11 protein-coding genes are annotated in these 17,518 nt (G+C 37.0%); 6 read left to right on the top strand and 5 right to left on the bottom strand.

Going from position 1 to position 17,518, the window contains the following annotated elements:
• Positions 1-66: 66 nt before the first annotated feature.
• From ACKTTZ_RS03785 to ACKTTZ_RS03775, 3 genes are all read right to left on the bottom strand, one after another.
• Positions 67-3,249: an efflux RND transporter permease subunit gene (locus ACKTTZ_RS03785; RefSeq protein ID WP_407847416.1), complete on the bottom strand. Its 3,183-nt coding sequence runs from the start codon at positions 3,247-3,249 to the stop codon at positions 67-69.
• A 40-nt stretch (positions 3,250-3,289) separates the two neighbouring features.
• Positions 3,290-4,450, bottom strand: a complete 1,161-nt coding sequence (locus ACKTTZ_RS03780; RefSeq protein ID WP_034694941.1) for an efflux RND transporter periplasmic adaptor subunit — start codon at positions 4,448-4,450, stop codon at positions 3,290-3,292.
• A 365-nt stretch (positions 4,451-4,815) separates the two neighbouring features.
• Positions 4,816-5,412, bottom strand: a complete 597-nt coding sequence (locus ACKTTZ_RS03775) for a TetR/AcrR family transcriptional regulator (RefSeq protein ID WP_034694942.1) — start codon at positions 5,410-5,412, stop codon at positions 4,816-4,818.
• 312 nt (positions 5,413-5,724) lie between these two features.
• On the opposite strand from ACKTTZ_RS03775, the gene ACKTTZ_RS03770 reads away from it, so the two are divergent.
• The gene (locus tag ACKTTZ_RS03770; protein WP_034694944.1) at positions 5,725-6,279 is read left to right on the top strand and encodes a thioredoxin family protein; all 555 of its coding nucleotides are present in this window, start codon (positions 5,725-5,727) and stop codon (positions 6,277-6,279) included.
• A gap of 276 nt (positions 6,280-6,555) precedes the next feature.
• On the opposite strand, the gene ACKTTZ_RS03765 is transcribed toward ACKTTZ_RS03770, so the two are convergent.
• On the bottom strand, positions 6,556-7,461 hold the full coding sequence (locus ACKTTZ_RS03765; protein ID WP_034694945.1) for an AraC family transcriptional regulator: 906 nt from the start codon (positions 7,459-7,461) through the stop codon (positions 6,556-6,558).
• Positions 7,462-7,583: 122 nt separating this feature from the next.
• On the opposite strand from ACKTTZ_RS03765, the gene ACKTTZ_RS03760 reads away from it, so the two are divergent.
• Genes ACKTTZ_RS03760 through ACKTTZ_RS03750 form a run of 3 tightly spaced genes read left to right on the top strand, consistent with a single transcriptional unit; the run spans position 7,584 to position 12,762 of the window.
• Positions 7,584-8,813, top strand: a complete 1,230-nt coding sequence (locus ACKTTZ_RS03760; protein WP_034694946.1) for a sugar MFS transporter — start codon at positions 7,584-7,586, stop codon at positions 8,811-8,813.
• Positions 8,814-8,815: 2 nt separating this feature from the next.
• The gene (locus ACKTTZ_RS03755) at positions 8,816-10,297 is read left to right on the top strand and encodes a trehalase family glycosidase (protein WP_407847412.1); all 1,482 of its coding nucleotides are present in this window, start codon (positions 8,816-8,818) and stop codon (positions 10,295-10,297) included.
• A gap of 23 nt (positions 10,298-10,320) precedes the next feature.
• Positions 10,321-12,762 carry a TonB-dependent receptor domain-containing protein gene (locus ACKTTZ_RS03750; protein ID WP_034695033.1) on the top strand — a complete coding sequence of 814 codons (2,442 nt, stop codon included), beginning with the start codon at positions 10,321-10,323 and terminating at the stop codon, positions 12,760-12,762.
• A 482-nt stretch (positions 12,763-13,244) separates the two neighbouring features.
• On the opposite strand, the gene ACKTTZ_RS03745 is transcribed toward ACKTTZ_RS03750, so the two are convergent.
• The gene (locus ACKTTZ_RS03745) at positions 13,245-13,883 is read right to left on the bottom strand and encodes an MBL fold metallo-hydrolase (protein WP_034695035.1); all 639 of its coding nucleotides are present in this window, start codon (positions 13,881-13,883) and stop codon (positions 13,245-13,247) included.
• Positions 13,884-13,953: 70 nt separating this feature from the next.
• Between ACKTTZ_RS03745 and ACKTTZ_RS03740 the strand changes: the two genes are divergently transcribed.
• Positions 13,954-15,171 (top strand): DUF5103 domain-containing protein, encoded by a 1,218-nt coding sequence (locus ACKTTZ_RS03740; RefSeq protein WP_034694948.1) that lies wholly within the window; start codon positions 13,954-13,956, stop codon positions 15,169-15,171.
• Between the two features lie 354 nt (positions 15,172-15,525).
• Positions 15,526-17,478 (top strand): M4 family metallopeptidase, encoded by a 1,953-nt coding sequence (locus ACKTTZ_RS03735; protein WP_407847409.1) that lies wholly within the window; start codon positions 15,526-15,528, stop codon positions 17,476-17,478.
• Positions 17,479-17,518 lie beyond the last annotated feature (40 nt).

The raw sequence follows: 17,518 nt of genomic DNA, 5'->3' as shown, positions 1-17,518 counted from the left end.
ACAGACAGGTAAATAGGTAAACCTATGATCTTAAAATTTTCTCTAAGTTTTTGTTATTCATTTTTATTAGTGACTAGCAGCTAAAAGCTCTTCCTCCATTTGTTTTTTCAGAAGTCTTTTCTTTTTTCTGCTTGGCATTTTTTCATGAAGGTACTGGAACACTACATACATTACCGGAATGATAAAGATCCCGAAAATTACTCCTGTAAGCATTCCACCTACGGTACTGTAACCGATAGAGTGGTTTCCTTTTGAAGATGCACCTTGCGTCCATACCAATGGAAGCATTCCCACGATAAAGGCGAAAGAGGTCATTAAGATCGGTCTTAAACGTAATCTTGATGCCTGAAGTGCAGATTCTATCAATGTTTTACCTGCTTTTCTTCTCTGTACGGCAAATTCTACAATCAGGATGGCATTCTTCGCTAATAATCCTACAAGCATGATCAATCCTACCTGAACATAAATATTGTTATCAATTCCAGCTAATCCTGTGAATGCAAATACTCCGAAAATCCCTGTAGGAATGGTAAGAATAATAGCAAATGGAAGAATGTAACTTTCATATTGAGCTGCCAGTAAGAAGTAAACGAATAGAATACTTAAGAAGAAAATAAAGGCAGTCTGTCCGCTTGTTTTAATTTCTTCACGGGTAATCCCTGTCCACTCATATCCGTATCCTCTTGGAAGTGATTGCTGAGCAACTTCTTCTACTGCTTTGATGGCATCTCCGGTACTGTAACCAGGTTTTGGTGTTCCGTTAATTGTTACGGCGTTGAAAAGGTTATTTCTTGTTACCGTTTCAGGACCGAAAGATCTTTTTAACGTTACCAGAGTTTTTGCAGGAACCATTTCTCCCGATTTATTTTTTACATAGATTCCTTCTAATGAATTAACATCCGTACGGTAAGGAATATCGGCCTGAGCCATTACTCTGTAATATTTTCCGAATCTGTTGAAATCCGATACAAAGCTACTTCCGAAATAAATCTGCATGGTCTGCATCAGTTCTGTTACAGAAACACCCAGCTGGTTGGCTTTATCCGTATCTACATCAATAGTATACTGAGGGTTTCCTGCTGCATAAGTGGTAAAGGCAAAAGCAATTTCAGGTCTTTTCATCAGCTCTCCGATGAACTGTTGAGTGGTTGTTCCCAATTGTTCAAAAGAACCGTTTGTTTTATCCTGAAGCATGAATTCAAATCCGGAAACGTTACCGAAACCTTGTACAGTAGGGAAGTTGAAGAAGAATGCGTTGGCATCTTTCACCTGGCTTACCTTACCTGTCAATGTTGCTGCAATCTGATCCGGGTCTTTCATTTCACCACGCTTGTCATAATCTTTAAGCTTAATGAAACCTGCAGAATATGGAGAAGCGTTGGCATTACTGATGAAGTTCATCCCATCGGCTACCCAAAGGTGATTGGTTGCTTTTTCCCCGTTGATGATTTTATCAATTTGTGCTGTCGCTCTGTGTGTTCTTTCTAATGAACTTCCCGGAGGAGTATTCACGGCATACAATACGAATCCCTGATCTTCAGTAGGAATAAATCCTGATGGTGCTTTTTTGATCAAAAATACACTTGCTGCTGTGATGATAACAAGACCTCCTATCGCAACCCATTTGTTTTTAATTAAAAACTTAAGGCTATAGATATATTTTCTGGTCATGCTGTTGAAGCTGGCATTGAAAGCATTGAAGAATCTTGCTCCAAAACCTTTTTTATGACCGTGCTCTCCATGTTCTCCCTGAGGATCATTTAAGAACATTGCACATAATGCGGGACTCAATGTCAATGCATTTACTGCTGAAATTAAGATGGCAATCGCTAATGTGAAAGCAAACTGTCTGTAGAAAACTCCCGCAGGTCCCTGCATAAATCCAACCGGAATAAACACGGCACACATTACCAATGTAATGGAAATAATGGCTCCTGAAATTTCGCTCATCGAGTGCATCGTAGCATGTTCTACAGGCATTCCCGTTTGTTCCATTTTGGAATGGACAGCTTCTACCACTACAATGGCGTCATCCACAACAATACCAATGGCGAGTACCAATGCAAATAAGGTAAGCATGTTGATACTGAAACCAAATAACTGCAGGAAGAAGAATGTTCCGATAATCGCTACCGGTACGGCAATAGCCGGAATTAATGTAGATCTGAAATCCTGAAGGAAAATAAATACTACAATAAATACCAAAACGAAAGCAATAACAAGCGTTTCAACAACCTGATGGATAGAAGCATCCAGAAAGTCTTTGGAATTATACATGATAATCGGTTTCACTCCTTTTGGAAGAGTGGTTTCCATTACTTTCACCTGCTTTTCAATCTCGGTCAGGATTTCGTTGGCGTTAGAACCTGCTGTCTGCAGAATAGCAAATCCGGCAACTGGTTTTCCGTCCACTCTGTTGGTCGCAGTATAGGTATAAGAACCAAATTCTACTCGTGCAACATCTTTCAATCTTAGGAAAGATCCATCACTATTGGCTTTGATGGCGATATTTTCATAATCTTCATCCTTGTTCAGCTTTCCTTTATATTTAAGGATATATTCGTAAGTTTCCTTACTTCCCTGTCCCAAACGACCAGGTGCAGCTTCAAGGTTGTGATCTTTAATGGCTCCTAACACTTCCTGCGGAGAAAGATTATTAGCTGCCAGACGATCCGGTTTCAGCCAGATTCTCATGGAATAATCCCTTGTTCCGAATACCTGAGCCTGTGCTACACCCGGAATACGCTGTATCTGTGGAATAACATTGATTTTCAGGTAATTCTGAAGGAATAATTCATCGTATTGTTTCTCATCTTCACTGGTTAATCCCATGAACATGATCATACTGTTCTGAACCTTCTGGGTTGAAATCCCGGCTTGTACTACTTCCTGAGGCAGCTGACTCATCGCTTTCGATACACGGTTCTGTACGTTTACCGCTGCATTATCAGCATCAGCACCCTGTTTGAAGAAAACACTCAGGGTCATAGTACCGTCGTTACTGGAGTTGGAAGTCATATAGGTCATATTCTCAACCCCGTTCACTGCTTCCTCAATAGGAGTAGCCACTGAACGTGCTACCACTTCAGCATTTGCTCCAGGATAGAATGCCGTAACCTGAACGCTTGGTGGAGCAATGTCCGGGAAGAGAGCAATCGGTAAATTAAAGAGAGACAAAGCTCCCAATAATAAAAGTATTATGGAGATGACCGTTGAAAGGACCGGTCTTTCTATAAATTGTTTTAACATAAGAAGTTTATTTTTTTAAGTCTTCTGTATTCGGAAAGGACTATAATGGTTTTGCTTTTAATAAGCTGTCGGAAGAAATATTTTTCGCCTTAATAGAAGCACCGTCTTTCAAGTTTCCAATTCCTGTGAATACAATTTTTTCTCCAGGCGAAAGCCCTTCAGAAATAAAATAATAGCTATCCGTTTTTCCTGATATTTTGATCGGTCTTCCGGTTACCTTCTGATCTTTACCCATTACATAAACATAGGTTTTATCCTGAATTTCGAAGGTTGATTCCTGTGGAATAACCACTGCATTCGAGATCAGTTGAGGCATACGTACTCTTCCTGTATTTCCGGTTCTTAAAGTTCCGTTGGCATTAGGGAAAACGGCACGTACACTGATAGCTCCGGTAGTTTTATCAAACTGTCCGTCTACAATACTTAATCTTCCTTTTTCAGGGTAAGTACTGTTATCGGCAATCACAAGATCTACCATTGGCATATTTTTCAGTTTTTCTTCTAGGCTTGCTCCCGGATATTTGTTCTGGAAAGCAATGAAATCAAGTTCGCTTAAAGAGAAATATGCATAGATTTCGCTGATATCAGATAATAAAGTCAATGGATTTACATCTGTTCTTGAAATCAGACTTCCTTTTTTGTAAGGAATTCTTCCGATATAACCGCTTACAGGAGCTGTAATGGTGGTAAATCCTACGTTGATTCTGGCGCTTCCTACAGAGGCTCTCGCTTGTGCAGCTGCTGCTACAGCCGCTTCATAATTGGCTTTTGCAGTTTTAAGCTGTACATCAGAAACTACTTTGGCAGCAACTAGTGGCTGAAGTCTGTCTACTTCTACTCTTGCTTTTTGGATATTGGCATTGGCAGCCTGAAGATTAGCCTGAGCCATATTCATCTGTTCGCCGTAACTTCTTGAATCTATTTTAAATAACGGTTGTCCTGCTCTCACATATGCTCCTTCTTCTACATAGATTCTATCCAGGTAACCATCTACCTGAGATCTGATTTCTACGTTGTTTTTCCCTTCCAGAGCAGTTGGGAATTCCTGATATGTAGTAGCGGGTGAGGTGATAACGGTATAAACCGGAAGTTCTGGAGCTGGAGGTGCGGCATTGGTTCCTTCTGCGGCTTTTGTGCAGCTCTGTAAAAGAATTATACTTGCAATAAGTACAATAAACCTTGTTTTTCCAGGTAATTTCATTGTTGGTTTAATTTTTTTAATGATGTGTTAGAGGTAAGTAAAATGTTTTGATAAATGCTGTATTTTTTCCTAACAGTGTTAATAATTAGTTCAAAAAAAATTACAGAATTTTTAATGTCCGATGAGGTGGATTGTTTCCATAATTGAAAATTGTTTTTTAATGTATTGAAGTGTATAATGTTGGTGTAAGGTGTGTTAATTTTACTAACAGTGTTAATTTATAAGTAAAAAATGACTAATTTTAACAACTGAATATGATGAATGGTTTCATAAAAGATTGAGTTTTTAATCAGGAATAACAGAATCATTTATATTAATTCAGTGTTAAGTTTCCTAACGGTGTTAATTTTTAATTCAAAAAAAAATTACAAAGACTTAATAAAAGCCGAAACAGTTTCGTCCAATGTGGTCTTATTCATTGTTGAAGGGATATCAGCTGTACGCATCATCATAATAGAGATCATACCGTGTACGGCAGAAAACAGAGCGTGAGACATATGACAGGCATTGTCAGGATTGGATCCGTTTTTCTTAATAATCTCATAAGTACATTCATAGATAAGCTCCTGAAATGATGAGAATTCCTTTTTCATCTGACCTTTTCCGCAACACTGCATTCCAAGACCAAACATCAGCTGGTAATATTCCTTGTTTTTAAAAGCAAAGTTCCAGTACGCATCCACAATGGCAACAAGTTGCTCTTCCGGAGTATCGTGTTTTTGCTGAGCTTTTAAAAGTTCTATATGTAACTTGTGGAAGCCATCTAAAGAAATTTCAAATAGAATAGCTTCTTTATTTTCAAAATAATCATATACAACGGGAGCACTATACTCAATAGCATCTGCTATCTTACGCATAGAAAGCGAACCCCAGCCTTCAGTTTTCGCCAACGTAAAAGCAGCCTGCAAAATATTTGCACGGATGGATTCTTTTTCTCGTTGACGGCGTTCATGTAGACCCATGATATTTATTTACTAACAGCGTTAGCAAAACTACAAACTTTTTACTATAACTTCCAAAGGATATTATGAGTTTTATAGATCTGCCGATTATTTAAAGAAAAATAAATTAAAGGCTGGATGCAGGAAGAATGGGGGCTGGAAGTTATTTTTAAGGTTGAATAATGCAATAATAGAATTTGGCTATAACTATTTTTGAGGGCTTAAAATCTTCCCACCTCCAGCTTCCAGCCTCCTTACTTTATTAAAAATGAAAATGTCTTCTTCCTAATTAACAAAAGAAATAATTATCTTTGCCGGTAAAGAAATAAGGATATGAATACTCCCTCAAATATGTTGGCATTAGGAACAAAAGCTCCGTTTTTTGAACTTCCTAACCCGTCAAAAACGAATGAACTTCAGTCTTTGGATGAACTGAAAGGAGAAAAAGGTACTTTGGTGATCTTTATGTGTAACCATTGTCCGTTTGTTCTTCACGTCATTGACAAGATCAATGAACTATACGAAGATTATAACGAGCGCGGAATTGAATTCATCGCCATCAATGCTAATGATATTGAAAAATATCCGGCAGATTCTCCGGAAAAAATGATCGAATTCCAGATTGAAAGAAGATTTGATTTCCCTTATCTTTTTGATGAAAGCCAGGCAGTAGCAAAAGCTTACGATGCAGCCTGCACACCTGATTTTTATTTCTTTGATGATAAGCTTGATCTTGTATACAGAGGTCAGATGGATGATTCAAGACCTGGAAATAATAAAGATGTAACTGGTGAGGATCTGATTATTGCTTTTGAAAATCTTTTGGCTGGGGAAGCTCAGGAAGAAATTCAGAGACCTAGCATGGGATGCAATATTAAATGGAAATAATTACTGGTTTATTTAGTTACTGGTTTTTACTCAATAATACAAAGCTGCTCTTTTAGGGTGGCTTTTTTGTTGGATTATTTTCTCTCGCAGATTTTGCAGATGACGCAGATTTTTAATTCCTAATAAATTTCTCCATCCACTTTGTCACTCCGTAGGAGTCTCAACACAACTTGCATTCTTTTATTGTAAACTTCTGAAAAGTAAGTCTGGATTCCTACGGAATGGACAAATAGAACCTTTAGTATAACCGCGGAAATTGAAACAAGAGCCAAATTATTAAAAACTTACTTTGGTTTTAACCTCCTTTTCAACCTTCAGATCTACACTCACTTTATTATGAGAATAATTCCTGATAAACTCAGAAGGAGTCTTCCCCGTATATTTTTTAAACATCCTGTTAAAATACGTCACATTATTAAAACCACATTGATAGCTGCATTCTGAAATAGATCTGTCTTGGGCCATCAGCAGACATGCTTTATTAATTCTGTATCGGTTCACAAATTCTGTAAACGTAATCTGAGTTGCTTTTTTAAAGAAATTACAGAAAGCTGGTAAAGTCAGGTTAGCTAGTTTTGCTACTTCTTCAATATCAATTTCCTTGTCGTAATGATGTTCTACGTAAGTGAAGATATTCTCAAGACGGGTTTTATTTTTAGAAATAATGGTGTAGGGCATGATTTCCTTGTTTAAAAGATCATAATCCTCACATTTCGAAAGTTCAAAAAGAATTTCCAACAGCAATAAGTATCTTTTATAGCCTTCTGATTCCAACATCAGTTTCAGTTTGGGAAGCATTACTTTTTTAACTTTTTGATGAAAATGAATCCCATATTTAGAAAGTTCCAACAGATTTTTGATGGATCTTGATTCTACTTCCTGCTCAGGAAACTGAAGGATTTCTTCTTTGAACTGAAGTACAATTTCCTCATGTGGATCAATAGAATTCAGTCCAAATCCGGAGTGGGGAATATTAGAACCGATTAACACCAGATCGCCATTCGTATAATTACTTTTATGATAACCCACGTGGCGGGTTCCGTTCCCGGAAATGACACATACCAACTCAATTTCGGGATGGTAATGATATTCCCACTTGAATTCTGAAATGGGAGAATTATTGTGTATGGTACGGAATGAACTCTTTTCATTAGGGATAACCCTTTCAAAAGTAACTTTCATCTAATTAATCATATTTATTCATTAAAAATACTAAATATATTAATATAGTTCAAATATTGGTTTACTGTGTTAAATTATCGTTAACAGAAATGCTTCTATCTTAGCCACAAGAAATAACCTGAATGAAAAATCTTAACATCAAGGCCGTTTTATTTTTAAACTATTTTGTCTTCGCCATTCTTCTGAATTCTGTAGGAACAGTTATTCTACAGGTACAGCAGAATTTTGGGATTTCAAAATCTTCGGCCAGTGTTTTGGAAGGTTTCAAAGATCTTCCAATCGCCATATGTTCTTTCATTCTGGCTTCATTTCTTCCGAAGATAGGAATCAAAAAATCAATGCTGATTGCTTTATTTCTGGTAAGCTGTATGTGTTTTGTAATGCCGTTTACCAATGACTTCTGGGTATTCAAATTATTATTTGCAACAGTAGGTGTTTCTTTTGCATTAATCAAAATATCAGTTTTCACTTCTATCGGATTGGTAACGGAAACAGATAAAGAACATTCCAGCTTTATGGGATTTTTGGAAGGATTTTTCATGATTGGAGTACTGGCCGGAAATGTTTTATTCAGCTTATATATTGATGATCACAATCCGAAATCTACAGAATGGCTGAATGTGTATTGGGTGCTGGGTGGACTTTCAACTTTATCTTTTTTGTTTCTGTTCTTTTCAAAACTGAACGAACAGGAAGCTAAAAGTGAAAAAACAGATTTATTGGGAGATTTAAAAAATAGTGTGAGTTTATTCAGTTATAAAAAGGTTTTGTGTTTCTTATTGTGTGCATTCCTTTTTGTACTGGTGGAACAAAGTTTTCAGACCTGGACGCCAACATTTTATAAAGAAATTTTAAAAGTGCCTACTTCCATGAGTATTCAGGCGGGAGCGGTTTTAGCAGGAGCTTTTGCGTTGGGAAGATTTTTATCAGGATTCTTCTCTAAAAAATTCAGCTGGATCTATGTAGTTTCTTTTTGTGTGGTGGGTTTTGCCATTAGTTTACTGTTGGTTTTACCATTAACCCATAATATTCATATTGATACGAATACAAACTGGATGAATGCACCTGTAGTTGTCTATCTATTTCCTTTGATGGGAGGTTTGCTGGCACCTATTTATCCAAGTATCAATTCTGTGATTCTGGCATCAATTCCGAAATATCTTCACAGTGCGATGTCAGGATTGATCGTTGTTTTCTCAGCAATCGGAGGAACGATAGGTTCTATTATTACCGGTTTTGTGTTTCAGGAGTTTAGTGGGCAGCAGGCATTTTACCTTTCCCTGATTCCGCTTTCATTATTGATCACTTCCGCGGTTTTCATGAATAAATTAAAAATTAATCCTAAAAAATAACAATGAGTAATCAGCTTTACATAAACGAAATTCAAAGTCTGTTTGATGAGGTACAGAGATCTGAAATTTTTGAAGATCAGAAAATGATGACGGATGCAGTTCCTCTGTTTCCAATTGCAAAGATCAATGAGGATTATGAACAATCCAAAAATACGGAAGGTTTTGATCTGAAAGATTTTGTGATGACTCATTTTGATTTTCTGGGAGCAAGAGTTTCTGTACACAGAGAAGAACAGCTTCCTATTGGTGAACATATTGAAAAACTATGGGATGAATTGACCCGTACAGCCTATGAAGAAAAAGGGACGCTTTTAAAATTACCAAAGCCGTACATTGTTCCTGGAGGTCGTTTCAATGAGTTTTTCTATTGGGACAGTTATTTTATTATGCTTGGATTACAGGTTTCAGGCAGAGTGGAAATGATGAAAAACATTGTTGAAAACTGCTCGTATCTGATCCAGAATGTAGGATTTGTTCCGAATGCAAGCAGAACTCATTTCCTGAGTAGATCTCAGCCTCCATATTTTTCATTAATGCTGGATCTTCTTTTTGAGACCACAGGAGATGAGGAAATTTATACGAAATATCACGAAACACTGGAGAAAGAATATGCTTTCTGGATGAGTGGGGAAGAAGGACTTGAAAACGGATTCAGTGTAAAAAGAGTGGTTAGAACAAAAGACGGAGATATCCTGAACCGTTATTACGATGCAGAAAATGCACCACGTCCCGAAAGTTATCTCATTGATATTGAAGATCATGAGACCACTTCAGGAGACGAATTCTACAGAAATATAAGAAGCGCCTGTGAATCCGGCTGGGATTTTTCCAGCAGATGGTTTGCAGACGGAGAAAATATACAGACGATAGAAACGCTGAACCTTGCACAGGTTGATCTGAACTGCCTTTTGTGGCATTTGGAAATCACTTTGGCTACATCATCAGCACTTCAGAATCTGAGTGAAAAAGAAAATTATTTTTCAGAAAGAGCAGCAAGCCGAAGACAGATGATCAATAAATATTTCTGGGATGGAAATACTAACAATTATAAAGATTATCACACAAAAAAAAACACAAAAACACCGTCTGAACATATTGCTGCTCTTTACCCTTTATTCCTAGGAATTGCAGATCAGGAGCAGGCTGGGGCAGTTGCTAAAATTATTGCCGAAAAATTCCTTTATCAGGGAGGGCTTGTTACGACAACCAAAAACTCAGGCCAGCAGTGGGATCTTCCCAATGCGTGGGCTCCTTATCAATGGTTAGGATTTAAAGCAATGAAAAATTACGGCTTTGATGAGCTGGCAGAAAAAATTAAAAATAACTGGTGTTCCAATGTAGAAAGGGTCTACAAAAATACCGGGAAACTGATGGAAAAATACAATGCATTAGACACAGAAACAATAGCAGGCGGCGGGGAATACCCTAATCAGGACGGATTCGGTTGGACCAATGGAGTGTATTTACAATTACAACAAAACTGAAACTAACAATAAAAGATATGGCTATGAAAAAAAAATCGATCTTTTTAATCGCCGCAACAGCTACGTTATACTTTAATAATGCTTATGCCCAGGAAACACCGCAGGATTCTGCAAAGGTTTCTTCTATAGATCAGATTGTCATTACCGGAAATTCCGGCCCTAAGAAAAAAATAGAATCCAGTACAGCAATTTCCACATTTAGCTCCAAAGAAATTCAGAAACAGAACCCGATCAGTGCTGCTGCTTTATTGCAGAGAGTTCCCGGATTTGCGGTGGAAACTTCAGGAGGAGAAGTGGGAAACAACCTTTTTGCAAGAGGAATTCCTTCTGCAGGAGCCTATGAATTTGTACAGGTACAGGAAGACGGTCTTCCGGTTTTTGAAGACGGAGCGCTTCAGTTTGCCAATGCAGACAACTTTTTCCGTGTAGACAATTCTGTCAACCGTATGGAAGCGTTGAGAGGAGGTTCAGGTTCTATTTTTGCAACCAATTCTCCCGGAGGATTGATTAACTTTATTACAAGAGAAGGAACCAATGATTTCAGAGGTACAGCAAAACTGGAAACAAGTACCTATGGATTGATGCGTACCGATGTTAATGTAGGAGGCGCATTGGTTCAGGATAAATTGTTTTTCAATGTTGGTGGTTTTTACAGAACAGATGACGGAATCAGAAAAACAGGTTTCAAAGCCAATAATGGAGGACAGATCAGAATGAATCTGAAATATGTCTTTGATAAAGGCTATGTAAAAGTGTATTATAAAAAACTGGATGACAGAAATACATTCTTCTTACCGATTCCTTTGATCCAGAACGGAAATAAACTGAAAGGATTCCAGGGATTTGATCCTAATTATGGAACATACAGCTACAGAGGCATCAGTCAGCTGAATATTCCACAAGCCGGAGGCGGGTTTTTCAACAGAAATCTTGAAGACGGAATTCATCCGAAAGTAGATGTGTTGGGGGCAGAGTTTAAATATGACCTTGGAAATAATTTCACGGTTTTAAATAAAACCAGATATACCGATATCAATATGAATTATACGGGAATTTTCCCGGCAGGACCACCCAAGGTAGCTTCTAAATATGCTACTGATGCTGTGAAAGACGGAGGACTTGGAATGAGCAACTATCAGTATTCTCTGGTAAGTAACGGTGCTCTTGTGAATCCTGAGTATGTACAGAAATTAGGATTCTGGGCCATAGACAAGCAAATGAATAACTTTGTGAATGATTTACAATTCAATTATAAATTTGACAAAGGAAATGTTACGGCTGGTTTTTATAAGTCCAACTGGAAATCTCAGCAATACTGGAACTGGAGCAATGTTCTGGCGACTGCTACAGACAGACCTGAACTTTTGAATCTGGTAAACCCTTCTATGAGTCCAACAGATGATGGCTATTCTAAAACCTACAACGGAGTAATGGATATGACATTTTTGCAGAGAAGGACGCAGACTCAGGGAAGTTTGAATGATCTGTATGTAAACTTAGATTATAACATCACCGACGCCTTAAGTGTAAATGGAGGACTTCGTTACAGCCACGATTATTATAAAGGAAATTTTGTCAATACGACGACTGCCAATTTAAATAATTCTGGGTTAACTACTGATGGAACTCACGGTTTCAACACCACGACGGCTGATGATAATATGAGTGTATTGGGAAATAAATACACCTATTGGAACTTTAATGTGGATAAAGTATCTTTTACATTAGCTGCCAATTATAAAATCAATAGAGAAAATGCAGTGTATGCCCGTTTCTCCAATGGTTTCAGATCTCCGAATGAAGAAGCTTATTACAATTATTTCTCTACTCCAAACCCTGATAAACCTTTAAAATCAGTAACCACCAATCAGCTGGAAGTAGGATATAAATATTACTCGCGTACTTTTGACATAGCGGTGATTCCATTCTATTCTACCTTGAATAACCTGTCATTTACAGATATATTCTCTGATGGAAAATCTGAAAATACCTTTGCGAATACCCAAAACTATGGAGTTGAATTTGAAGGGTATGCCCGTTTATTCAATAATATTTTAGAAGTTGCATTCAACGGAACCGTTCAAAGTCCAAAATATAAAAACCTTGAAGCGGGAAGTGTACTTGAAGGAAATGTGGTAAGAAGAATGCCGAAGTTTTATTTTAATATCTCACCGGCTGTGAATATTACCAAGTCATGGAGAGCCTATGTAAGTATGAATTATTATGGAAAACGTTTCCAGGATGAGAAAAATGTCCAGACCTTACCGTCTTTTACAGAATTTGGAGCGGGAATGTCTTATCAGCTAGGAAAAATACGCTTTGCAGTGGACGGTACCAATATCTTTAACACTATTGGTATTACAGAAGGAGATCCAAGAGCTGGGTCACCTAATGGAGACGGAATCATTATGGCAAGACCTATTATGGGAGCAGCTGCCAGAGCATCAATCACACTGGATTTCTAAATTCTATTTCTTTATAAAACAAAACCGTCAGAATTTCTGACGGTTTTGTTTTTATTACTGTCCGATAAAAAGTATAAATAGATTGAAAATATCAATATTTACGGCATGAATTAACAGGTCGCTCCTCCGGAGCTCTAATTTTAAAACAAATACGTTCTATTAACAGTTCGCTCCTATTGGAGCTGGATTTGATCCCATCGGGATCAACTGTTAGTAGAAAAAATGAGATCGCCGTAAAATAAAGCTCCGGAGGAGCGACCTGTTAATTATGTTTAAATTTTATTTTTTGAAACATTAAGGTTTATAATTAAGCATTTGAGTGTATTAAGATAAGTTTCGCTTTAAGCTTAAAAATCAGAATGATTCATCTTAACTATTCTTTATTACTTAAATCCTTCTTAATGGTTAGCTATATAAGTATTTTTAAATAAACTTAAATCATTTCATCTTAAAGGAATCTGCATGAGGTTTAAATAAATCGCTTACTTCAAAAATGGATTATACTGTTTTTCAAAGCCAATTGATGTAGGATTTCCATGTCCTGAGAAAACCTGAGTATCATTATCCAGAATGAAAAGTTTTGATTTAATCCCTTCAATCAGCTGATCATAATTTCCTTTATATAAATCTGTTCTTCCAATACTGCCTTCAAAAAGGACATCACCGGAAATCATGAATTTCTGATTGTCATTATGATAAACAACACTTCCAGGAGAATGTCCCGGAACATGATATATTTTGAACTTTTCTCCATCCAGATCAAGTTCATCCCCTTCCTTTATATATTCTACCTCCACTTTTACAGGATTGATCTGCATTCCGAATCTCATCCCGCTTGCCTGAAGCATATCCAGTACTTCCTGGTCTTCCTGATGCATATTGACAGGTACGTTAAATTTGTCAAAAGCCCATTGAAGTCCTAATACATGATCAATATGAGCATGGGTCAACAGAATTTTCTGAATCTTCAGTCCTTTTTCAGCAATGAAGTTTTCAATAGCCTGAGTTTCCTGAGCATTCATATTTCCCGGATCAATTAACCAGGCATTTTTATTTTCGTTATAAAGGATATAAGTATTTTCGCTCGCAAAGTTGAATACGAAACCTTGAATCTGAAGCATATCTGAATATTTTTTATTCAAAAATACGATATTATTAAGAAAATGGCTATTTTTCGCTATCTTCGTCATAATGAAAACTTTGCGAATACTCTTACTTTCTTTGGGCGGACTGGTTTTTGGACAAAATATCCAAAGTGTTCAGCTGTTCAACCCTCAGACCAATGATGAAACCCCTGTAATTAAGATTGGCGAACAGCTGGTTCTGGGCTTTGATGATCTTACCAACGGTAGTCAGATCTATAGGTATACATTCAAACATTACGACAGAAATTGGAATGAAGATAATCTGTTTTTTACAGAATTTGCTACCGGAAGTATGAATGCACTTCTGGATCAGTTTCAGTATTCTTTCAATACATTACAGGCTTACACTCACTATAAACTCGTTTTTCCGAATGATAAAATTCAGCTGAAAGTTTCAGGAAATTATGAACTGATTGTTTATAAAGATTCTGCAGACCAGCCTCTTTTCAAAAAAAGGTTTTATCTGGTAGAAGATGTAACATCCGTAGGGTTAAATATTTCGAGATTTGCGGATGCAAAAAATCCGAATCTTAATCAGAGGGTAGAAGTGAATGTTTCTCCGAAGGGAGGTGATATTTCTTCTAATGTCAATTCAATCACAATGAATGTGATGCAGAATAACAACCCGAATATGGTGATTTCTAATCTTAAGCCAAGCAGTGTTTTAGGAAATCAGGTTCTTTTCCAGCAGATGAATCTTACGTTCCCGGGAGATAATGAGTTTTATTATTTCGATAATAAAAATATGAATATGGCCGCTGATATGGTTCGTGCTACCGAAATAAAAGATGATGTCAATCAGACGTATCTTCATCCGGTATGGGCATTTCCTTTAAACTATCAGTATCAGCCCGATGTCAATGGAGCATGGTATTACAGAAGAAACGATTTGGGAAGAGAAAGAGATGCAGAAAGAGAAGCGGATTATTCGTGGGTGCATTTCTATCTGGATTCTGATCCTGTGGATAAAGAAATTTATGTGCTGGGAGGATTTAATAATTTTAAACCCAGTAAGGAAAATCAGATGCAGTATAATGCTTCTACCAAACAATATGTGGCAAAAATATTCCTGAAACAAGGTTTTTATAACTATGTTTTGGTAACAAAAGATGGAAACGGTTTGAATTTTGGGGAAGTGAATGGTAATTTCTGGCAGACAGAAAATCTTTATCAGGCATTTCTTTATTATGCACCGTTCGGAAGAAATTATGATGGTTTAATGGGATATGGAGAATTCAGAACACCGATTGCCAACAAACGGTAAGTAATTATAATTTAAAATATACATAAAAAATAGGGCTGTCTCTTAAGATAGTCCTATTTTTTTGTCCATATTGAAAAGAATTAATCTCCCAAATCTTATATTATGACTAATTTTTTCATAATATAATGCACTACATAGTGAAAAAAAATAATTCACAAAATTTTGATTTTAATTAATTTTTTTAACATAAAATTTATATTGTTGAAAAATTATATTTAAATAATTTTCTTTTTTTTAAAATCATCATTGTGTTTTATTTATTGATTTATAATATCAATTGAATTTTATTCATTGTTTTTGTTGTTTTATTGTGAAAAGTTTATAAATTCGTCACCACAATCAACCAATATTAATATGAAAACGAAATTTATCTTAGTGGCAAGTGTTGCCGCCTGCTCCTTTGTGTTTGGACAAAACACTCCATCGAAATTAGTTCCGGGTAAAAGCGGACTACATGCTGAATTTATGAGATTTGAAAAAAATGCACCTGCATATCAGGGAACTCCTGTTTTATTTGACGAAGCTTCTCAGAGACTTTCTCCGGGACAAGCTCGTAAACTGGGGCTGGAAAAAGATGCATTAGGTTTTGAAACTCAAAGATTTCAACAGACCGTTAATGATATTCCTGTAGAATACGGAATGATGGCGGTACAGACAAAAGACGGTAAAATTGTAGGACAATCCGGAAAATGGGTTGTTAAAGTTCCGAAAGGGCTTGAAAAAAATGCCGGTCTTGCTGAGAATGCAGCATTACAGAGTGCTTTGTCATTCGTAGGTGCGGATTCCTATAAATGGAAAAATAAAGAAGAGGAAGATTTTCTTAAAAAAGAAACAGGCGATCCTAATGCAAGCTATGCTCCTAAAGGTGAATTAGTTTACTATTCAGATCCTGATGACGACAGACTGATTGATTTAAGATTAGCTTATAAATTCGATATCTATGCTGAAAAACCATTAAGCAGACAATATGTTTTTGTAGATGCTAAAAATGGAAAAGTACTGGGAGTAGATGCTATTATTCATGAAGTGAATAGCCCTGGAACAGCAGTGACAGGATATAGCGGAACCCGTAACATCACTACAGATTCTTATAACGGAAGCTACCGTTTAAGAGAAACAGGAAGAAATGGGGGAACTTCTGTAGAAACTTACAACCTGAAAAAAGGAACAAGTTATGCTTCTGCTGTAGACTTCACAGATACTGACAATAACTGGAACAATGTCAATACCAATAAAGACCAATATGCTACCGATGCGCATTGGGGAGCAGAAATGACAGTGGATTATTTCTATACAAAATACGGACGTAAGAGTATTGATAACAATAATTTTGCTATTAAATCTTATGTTCATTATTCTACCAACTACTTCAATGCATTTTGGGATGGTTCCAGAATGACTTATGGGGATGGAAGCTCTACAACGAACGGAGGAAAGCCTTTAACAGCAATAGATGTATGCGGTCATGAAATTACACACGGATTGACTTCTAAAACAGCGAATCTTGCTTATCAGAGAGAATCCGGAGCATTGAATGAAGGTTTCTCAGATATCTTCGGAAATACCATTGAGCGTTGGGCAAGACCTACTCAGGCAAGCTGGACACTGGGAGAAGATTTCAACTACGTGATCAGAAATATGGCGAATCCAAATGCGTACAGCCAGCCAGATACCTATATGGGAACCTACTGGAAAACAACTACAACTTCAGGTTGCGTTACACCTAGCCAATCTAATGATTATTGTGGAGTTCATACCAATTCAGGTGTCCTTAACTTCTGGTATTATCTGTTAGTTACAGGAGGTTCCGGTACGAATGACAAAGGCTTTGCATACAATGTTTCAGCAATCGGACTGGACAAAGCCGGAGCAATTGCTTACAGAACATTAACGACTTATCTTACTTCTTCTTCTACATACGCTAATGCAAGAACTTATTCTATTCAGGCTGCTACCGATTTATACGGAGCAACCAGCAACGAGGTAACTCAGGTTAAAAATGCATGGAATGCTGTAGGCGTAGGTGGTGGAACTTCTCCGGCAGGAAAAGTAGCAGCCACAGATACAGCGCTGTACACTATAAGTCCAAACCCTGCAACAGACAGATTTACCATCAGCTTTGAAGGAAAATCAGGAAAAGGAATTGTAGAATTGGTAAGTCTTACAGGTAAGAAAGAAATTTCTGAGAAAGTAGAAATAACTGATGGGGTGAATAAGCTGAACATCCAATTGCCTTCCAATATTCTTCCAGGAGTATATATTGTACTGGTAAACGGAGAGAAAGCAGGAAACCTTATTAAAAAATAGCACCAAACTTTTTAATATATTCAACGAAAAGGCCGCAAGT

This window comes from Chryseobacterium sp. KCF3-3 (assembly GCF_045865955.1).
Classification (GTDB): domain Bacteria; phylum Bacteroidota; class Bacteroidia; order Flavobacteriales; family Weeksellaceae; genus Chryseobacterium.
The sequence above is the reverse complement of the archived record's forward strand: the minus strand, read 5'-3'. Positions and strand labels throughout refer to the sequence as shown.